This window comes from Arthrobacter sp. Hiyo1 (assembly GCF_001263615.2).
Taxonomy (GTDB): Bacteria; Actinomycetota; Actinomycetes; order Actinomycetales; family Micrococcaceae; genus Arthrobacter.
The window spans coordinates 464,050-469,501 of sequence record NZ_DF952470.1 but is presented as its reverse complement, the minus strand read 5'-3'; the positions used below and the strand labels follow the sequence as shown (position 1 = coordinate 469,501).

The following is a 5,452-nucleotide window of genomic DNA, read 5'->3' as shown; positions in this document are numbered from 1 at the left end:
CTTGGCCGCACGCCACCACTGAAGGTGGTGCTGTCCACTGCGCGGGCCCGCACCAGCAGCTCCCACTGCTCGGCTTTGCCTTCGCCGTCGCCCCACGAGGCGCAGACGATGTTGACCTGCGCTCCTGCCCGGGCGTTGGCTGTGAAGAGGGCGGGGAAGCGCACGTCGTAGCACGTGGCAAGGCCAAACACGGTGCCGTTGAGTTCGAAGGTTACGGGTGACGTCCCGGCGTCGACCGAATCGGATTCCGCGAAACCGAAGGCATCGAAGAGGTGGATCTTGTCGTAGGAGGCGTCCACCCCTGGGCCGGTGACCAAAAGGGTGTTCCGGACCCGGCCGCCCTCACCGGGAGTGAACATTCCCACCACGACGGCGATGTTCAGCTCCCGTGCGAGGCCGCGGACCGCTGTGGCCCACGGCCCGTCCAACGGTTCGGCGATGTCCGCAAGGCTGTTGCCGAAGGCGCGCATCGCTGCTTCGGGAAAGACCACGAGTTCGGCTCCGGCGGCTTTGGCGCGGGTGGCGTATTCTCGGATCAGTTCCAGGTTGGCGGCCAGATCGGCTCCCGTGATGATTTGTGCCACGGCTAAACGCATGAATTTACTCCAAATTGTTGTATACATGATGTATGCGAAAAAGTTCGGGGACTGCGGCGTCCGGCCGCGAGAAGGCGTACGCGTACTTGCGTGAAAATATCCTGATCGACCCCGAAGTCCAGGGGAAGTTCCTGAACGAGCAGGAACTGGCCGCGGAAATCGGCGTATCGCGTACGCCGGTGCGTGAGGCGCTCCTGCTGCTCGTCTCGGACGGCTTGGTGGAACTGATTCCCCAGCGCGGGGCTTACGTTCCTCCGGTGACCGGCCGGGAAATGTCCGAATTGATGGAACTGCGCGGGATCCTTGAAAGCCACGCCGCCGGGCTGGTCATCGAGCAAGGCCGGGTTCCCGCCCGGACGATGCAGGAAACCCTTGACCAGCAGGCAAAGCTTCCCGAGGAACTGAGCCCGGAAGCGGCCCGTGAGTTTATCCGCCTGGACACCCTGTTCCACCAGCAGCTCATCGACGCGGCCGGCAACGAGCTCATCTCCCGGACGTACAGCAAGCTCCACGTCCGGCAGATTCTGGTAGGCGTCTCCGCGCTGTTCCGTACCGGAGGCCGGCGCGAACAGGTATGCGCCGAACACCAGGACATTCTCGACGCCCTGATGTCCGGCGACGCGGCGAAGGCCCAGAAGGCCATCGACCATCACCTGGCGGTGACCCGGGACATCCTGCTGCGCACCTGAGGAATCTTCTGTCCGCCCAGCGCAGCTTGTCAGGATTTTCGAAGGCATGACGTGAGCGTCAGCGCGTTTCCGCGACGGCCGACCATTGGCTTGCCGCGGAACCTTCCAGCAGCAGGCGATAGTCCTCGTCCTCCACGGTGTTGGAGTCCCGGCCGAGCGCCAACCCCACGGCGGTCACGACGGCGGCCACGGCCACATAGATGGCAACCGGAATCCAGGTGCCGAACTGGGACAACAACAGCGTGAACATCAAGGGTGCGATGGCGCCCCCGATCACGCCTGCGAACGTATAGGCCAACGAACTTCCGGTGGACCGAAGTCGCGGAGAGAACTGTTCCACGATGAAGGCTGCCTGCGGTCCGTACATGAAGGAGTGCGCCATGAGGCCCAGGACGATTCCCGCGATCAGCAACGGCTCGCTGTGTCCGCCGAGGATTCCGAAGAAGACGAAAGTCCAGACGGCCCCGACCACCGCCGCGATCCCGTAGACGAGTCGCCGGTTGAAGCGGTCGGAGACGGCCCCGGCCAACGGGATCATGAACAGTTGGAATGCCGAACCGATCAACACGGCAGTGAGGACCTGGCTGCGGTCGTAACCAAGCGTCTGGATCCCGTAGCTCAGGGTGAAGACGGTGAACAGGGCATAGAGCACGTCCGGGCCAACCCTGCACAGGGTGGCAGCGACGAGCGGACGGAGTTCCTTGCTGAAGACCTCGCGGACCGGAGCGTTGGGCTGCTCACCGTGCGCCTCGATGGCCTTGAAGATCGGGGTATCTTCAAGCTTCAACCGGATCCAAAGACCGAAGCCCACCAACACGGCCGAAACCAGGAAAGCGATGCGCCAGCCGAAGCTGATGAACTGCGCTTCGCTGAGGGTGACGGTCAGGACGGCCAAGATGCCGTTGGCCAGAAGGTTGCCGGCCGGCGGTCCGACTTGGGCCGCGGAAGCCCAGAAGCCGCGCCGATGGGGATCGCCGTATTCGCTGGAGAGCAGCACTGCCCCGCCCCATTCGCCGCCGACACCCACGCCTTGGGCGAAGCGCAGCAACACCAGGATGATCGGGGCCGAGATGCCGATGCTGCCGTAGCCAGGCAGCACCCCGATCAGCACAGTGGCGACGCCGATGATCATCAGCGTCGTCACGAGGACCTTCTTGCGGCCGATGCGGTCACCGAGCCGGCCGAAAATGATGCCGCCCACAGGACGGGAGACATAGCCCACCGCGTAGGTCGAGAACGCCAGGATGGTCCCGGTCAAGGGATCCGATGACGGGAAAAAGACGATGGGGAATACGACGGCGGCCGCGGCGGAGTAGACGGCAAAGTCGTACCACTCGAGCGCGGTGCCGGTGAGGCTTGCCGCAAAGGCCTTGTACAGGCCTTTGGGATGCATCGGCTTTCCGGGACGCGGCGCTGCGCCGGAAGCCGGAACTGGAACATTGGCCATGGGTTTCCTCCACGAGAAGTTTACGGTGACGCCTGCCACACTGGCGTTAAATGTATACATTACGCATACTGGATGTACATTGGCGACTGTTTCCGGTTTCCGATCTGAAAAATTTCTCCAGCAGGACACGCAAAGGATGGACAGAAAATGACGACTCTGAGCTTTGAACTTCCCGATGGCACCACGCGGAATGTCCAGGTCAAGCACCTCCTGAACGCCGGCTACGCAGGGCGCGAGCAGGAAGAAGTGCAGGCCCACATCGCCGAGCTGGCCGAACTTGGCGTTCCCGGCCCCACAACCACGCCAGCGCTGTACCGGTGTCGCCTTATCTGGCCCAGCAGGTTTCGGAAGTCCGCGTCCAGCACGGCCGGACCTCGGGCGAAGCGGAATGGGCGCTCGTGATCACCGATGGGGACGTCCTCCTGACCGTGGCGTGCGACCACACGGACCGTGAGCTCGAGGTCCACGGCGTGGCGTGGAGCAAGAACGCGAGCCCGGACGTCTTGGGACGCAAAGCATGGCGCCTGGATGATGTTCGCGACCATTTGGACAAGATCACGCTCAAGGGCTGGGTGGGCGACGGCGAAACTCCGGACACCCTGATCCAGGACAGTTCGCTGGAGGCCCTCCTCAGCCCGGACTACTGGCTGGCGGTGCTCGCAGAACGCGGCCTGAACCAGCCGGGCACCGTCCTCATTTCAGGCACAGTGGCAATGAAACAGGGGGTCGACCAGTTTGCCCGCAGCTGGAGAGTGGAAATGACCGATCCGGTGACCGGCACGTCGGTGGACGCCCAGTATGTCGTGGAGAAGATGGCAGAGCCCATCGGCTGAGGCCGCCTCCGCCGCCGTTCGCCCGACCGCGGTCCATTGTGGGCGCCCGGGACCGGGCATACTCTGGGAGAGTCACAAGCGGTTGGCACTACTACCGCGTTGAGAGGGCGCTCCATGGACGCCAATTCCATCACCGACACCTTCCACCGGCCCCTGCGGGACCTGCGGATTTCCGTCACGGACCGGTGCAATTTCCGGTGCGTCTACTGCATGCCCAAGGAAATCTTCGGGCGGGATTTCGTTTTCATGCCCCGGGACCAGCTGCTGACGTTTGAGGAAATCACCAGGCTGGCCTCGATCGCGGTGGGACACGGTGTGCGGAAGATCCGGCTGACCGGCGGTGAACCCCTGTTGCGGAAGGACATCGAGGAACTGGTCCGGATGCTGGCCCGCTTGCGCACTCCCGACGGGCTGGCACCGGACCTGGCGATGACCACGAACGGCTCGGTCCTGGCGCAGAAGGCGCAAGCCCTCAAGGATGCGGGGCTCAACCGGGTGACGGTCTCGCTGGACTCCCTCCGGGAGGAGACCTTCCAGGCCATGAACGACGTCGGCTATCCCGTGGCGAAGGTCCTGCATGCCGCAGACGTTGCCCAGGCCGCGGGTCTCGGGCCCGTGAAGATCAACATGGTGGTCAAGCGGGGGACGAACGATCAGGACATTCTTCCCATGGCTCGCCACTTCAAAGGGTCCGGGTTCATTCTGCGGTTCATCGAGTACATGGACGTGGGTGCGTCCAACGGCTGGAAAATGGATGAGGTGGTGCCCTCAGCCGAGATCCTGGCCCGCATCGGCGCGGTGCTTCCGCTGGAGCGCGTGGCGCCGAACTACCCCGGCGAGACCTCGGATCGCTGGCGCTACGCGGACGGCAGCGGCGAAATCGGGGTCATTTCCAGCGTGACCCAAGCCTTCTGCCGCGGCTGCACGCGGGCCCGGCTCTCCGCCGACGGGAAGCTGTTCACGTGCCTCTTCGCCACGGCGGGCACGGACTTGAGGGCACTCCTGAGAGGCGGGGCGTCCGACGTCGAGCTTTCGACGGCGTTGTCCGCCTTGTGGGGCGGCCGCGCGGACCGCTACTCGGAACTGCGCAGTTCGCACACGCCTCAAGACCCCGCAGCGACACACAAGATCGAGATGTCGTACATCGGCGGGTAGCCCACCAGACCGGAGCCCTGCCGGTGACCCTATGCTGGTGCCATGACGCAGACGTCGATCAGCTCCGCCACAGCGCTGGCCGAAATGCTGGCCGCCACCGGCTACCTCGCCGACGAGGGCCTGGCCACCATTGGCTACCTCGCCCTGAGCATGGAACGGCCGCTGCTTCTGGAGGGCGAACCGGGCACGGGCAAGACCTCCCTCGCGGAGGCCCTGGCGGAAGGGTTCGGGCTGCCGCTGATCCGATTGCAGTGCTATGAGGGAATCGATGCCTCGCAGGCGTTGTATGACTGGGACTTCACCGCCCAGATCCTGCATCTGCGCAGTGTGGAGGCCAGCGGCGGAGCGGGAATGGACGCGCGGCTGAGCGTGGCCGAACTGGAAAGTTCGCTTTACGACAAACGGTTCCTGCTGGCGCGTCCCATCCTCAAAGCGCTGCAGCAAAGCCCGGCGGTGCTGCTGATCGACGAAATCGACCGGGCCGACGACGAGTTCGAGGCGTTCCTGCTGGAGGTGCTCTCCACTTATCAGGTCTCCATCCCCGAGTTCGGCACGGTCAAAGCTGAAACCCCGCCGATCGTGGTGCTCACCTCCAACCGGACCCGCGACCTGCACGATGCGCTCAAACGCCGCTGCCTCTACCACTGGATCGACCACCCCGGGCTGGCCCGAGAAGTGGAGATTGTGCGCACCCGGCTCCCCCAAGTGCCCGCGCTCCTGGCCGAGCAGGTG

The 5,452-nt window shown here is 64.4% G+C and carries 4 protein-coding genes and 2 pseudogenes; 4 read left to right on the top strand and 2 right to left on the bottom strand.

All coding sequences use genetic code 11. The annotated features are described in order from the left end of the window. A pseudogene (locus AHiyo1_RS11030) lies at positions 1-596 on the bottom strand (nitrilase-related carbon-nitrogen hydrolase); the annotation flags it as partial. A 32-nt stretch (positions 597-628) separates the two neighbouring features. Here AHiyo1_RS11030 and AHiyo1_RS11025 point away from each other — a divergent pair. Then, positions 629-1,285 carry a GntR family transcriptional regulator gene (locus tag AHiyo1_RS11025; RefSeq protein WP_059388597.1) on the top strand — a complete coding sequence of 219 codons (657 nt, stop codon included), beginning with the start codon at positions 629-631 and terminating at the stop codon, positions 1,283-1,285. Between the two features lie 58 nt (positions 1,286-1,343). On the opposite strand, the gene AHiyo1_RS11020 is transcribed toward AHiyo1_RS11025, so the two are convergent. Next, positions 1,344-2,732, bottom strand: a complete 1,389-nt coding sequence (locus AHiyo1_RS11020; RefSeq protein WP_059388596.1) for an MFS transporter — start codon at positions 2,730-2,732, stop codon at positions 1,344-1,346. Positions 2,733-2,879: 147 nt separating this feature from the next. Between AHiyo1_RS11020 and AHiyo1_RS11015 the strand changes: the two are divergent. From AHiyo1_RS11015 to AHiyo1_RS11005, 3 genes and pseudogenes are all read left to right on the top strand, one after another. Then, positions 2,880-3,565, top strand: a pseudogene (locus AHiyo1_RS11015) (DUF2848 domain-containing protein). A gap of 114 nt (positions 3,566-3,679) precedes the next feature. Next, positions 3,680-4,720: a GTP 3',8-cyclase MoaA gene (gene moaA, locus AHiyo1_RS11010; RefSeq protein WP_059388595.1), complete on the top strand. Its 1,041-nt coding sequence runs from the start codon at positions 3,680-3,682 to the stop codon at positions 4,718-4,720. 42 nt (positions 4,721-4,762) lie between these two features. Continuing rightward, the coding region (locus tag AHiyo1_RS11005; RefSeq protein WP_059388594.1) for an AAA family ATPase at positions 4,763-5,452 on the top strand (690 nt) is incomplete at its 3' end.